Source organism: Ideonella azotifigens, from assembly GCF_006519715.1.
GTDB lineage: Bacteria > Pseudomonadota > Gammaproteobacteria > Burkholderiales > Burkholderiaceae_C > Ideonella > Ideonella azotifigens.
Genome location: NZ_VIDT01000902.1, coordinates 1 through 1,859 on the forward strand (window position 1 = coordinate 1; position 1,859 = coordinate 1,859).

A 1,859-nucleotide genomic window follows, 5' to 3' on the forward strand; every position below is an offset into this window, starting at 1 on the left:
GCAGGCTGCGCAGCGCCGCCTTGGGACTCACGCCGATGTACGACAGCAGGATGGGCAGCAGCACGAGGTTGGTGAAGATCAGCACGGCCACGCCGATGCTCGCCACCAGCGCCAGCTCCTGGATGGCCTGGATGCGGATCAGCGCCAGCACGGCAAAGCCCACCGCGTCGCACAGCAGCGCAGTCAGGCCCGCCACGAACAGGCGCCGGAAGGTGTAGCGCGCGGCCACCACGCGGTGCGTGCCGCGGCCCACGTCCTGCATGATGCCGTTCATCTTCTGCGCGCCATGGCTCATGCCGATGGCAAAGACCAGGAACGGCACCAGCACCGAGTACGGGTCCAGCGCATAGCCCAGCAGCGCCAGCAGGCCGGCCTGCCAGACCACGGCAATGAGGGAGCAGGCCACCACCAGCACCGTGCTGCGCACGCAGCGGGTGTAGCCGTAGAGCACGCCGGCGCAGATCACCAGGGCCACGCCAAAGAACAGCAGCACCAGCTTCAGGCCTTCGATCAGGTCGCCCATCACCTTGGCAAAACCGGTGATGTGTATGCCGATGGCGTCACTGTCGTACCTGGCTCGCAAGGCTTCGAGCTGGCGGCCGAGTTCACCATAGTCCAGCGCCTGGCCGGTCTTGGGGTTGCGGTCCAGCAGCGGCACGAAGACGATGCTGGACTTGGCGTCGCCGGCCACGAGTTGCCCGATCTCGCCCGAGCGCTCGACGTTGGCGCGCACTTCGGCCAGCGCCTTGGGCGAACCGTCGTAGCTGTCGGCCATCACGGTGTTGCCGTCCAGCCCGTCTTCGGTCACGGCCACCCAGCGGGTGTTAGGAGTCCACAGCGATTTCATGAACGGCCGGTCAACGCCCGGCATCACGTAGAGCTCGTCGCTGATTTTCTGCAGCACGGCCAGGTAGTGCGGGTCGTAGATGGTGCCGGCCTTGGCCTGGGCCGTGGCCTTGGCCTCCACCACGATGCGCACCGCATTGCCCTGCCCACCCAGGTCGGCCTGGTGGCTCAGCGCATTGGCGATGTAGGGGTGCTGCGTGGGGATGGTCTTTTCGAAGCTGGCGCTGAGCGTCAGGCGGGTGGCCTGCCAGCCCAGCAGCAGCGTGGCCAACAGGCACACCAGCATCACCCAGGGGCGATGGTTGAACAGCAGCCGCTCAGGGGCTGAACCGGAGGCGGTGTCGAAGTCTTCGAGCCGGGCCACCACCGGTGGGGCGGCCAGCGTGTCGGGGGCGTGCATGAGGGTATCCGTTGTTCAGGGCGCGGCGCGGCGGATGCCGCGCAGGCTGGCGATGACCCAGGCGCCGTCAGGCGCAGTGGCCAGGCCGGCGGCAGGCAAGGGGCCTGCGGGGGTTTTGAGCGAAGCGAAGCTGCGGCCGTCGTCCTGGCTGGCGAAGAGCTCGCCGGTCTGGCCGAGCAGCACCAGTTGGCCCGGCGCACGCTCGATGCCGGCCTGCAGCGTCACGGCGCTACCGAGTTCGATCCTGTCCCAGCTGTTTCCGGCATCGGCCGAGCGCCAGGCGCTGCCGCGCAGGCCATAGGCGATGAGGGCCCCCTCGCGGGTGGCCAGCAGGCCGAAGAAGCTACCTTTGTAGGGCGAGGCCAGCGGCGCGAAGCTGGCGCCGCCATCGGTCGAGTGCAGCAGCAGGCCTTGCTCACCGGCCATGAACCAGCGCTCGCCCTGTACCCGCACGCCGTAGAGGTGCAGGCTTTTGGGGTTGGCGGATGCGGTGGGCAGCGGCGCCCAGTGCGCGCCGCCATCGGAGGTGGCGAAGGCCAGGCCGTAGGCGCCCACCGCCACGGCGTGTCGCGCATCGATCACCTCCAGGTCGAAGAAGGGCTTGTCGGGCCCC

Annotated in this window: 2 protein-coding genes; both read right to left on the reverse strand. The window is 68.8% G+C overall.

The window, feature by feature from the left end; all coding sequences use genetic code 11:
- Positions 1-1,246: efflux RND transporter permease subunit (locus tag FKP22_RS29065; protein WP_375140630.1), on the reverse strand; the 1,246-nt coding region annotated here is incomplete at its 3' end.
- 15 nt (positions 1,247-1,261) lie between these two features.
- Positions 1,262-1,859, reverse strand: a 598-nt coding sequence (locus tag FKP22_RS29070) for a WD40/YVTN/BNR-like repeat-containing protein (RefSeq protein ID WP_233447000.1), incomplete at its 5' end; no start/stop codon positions are given.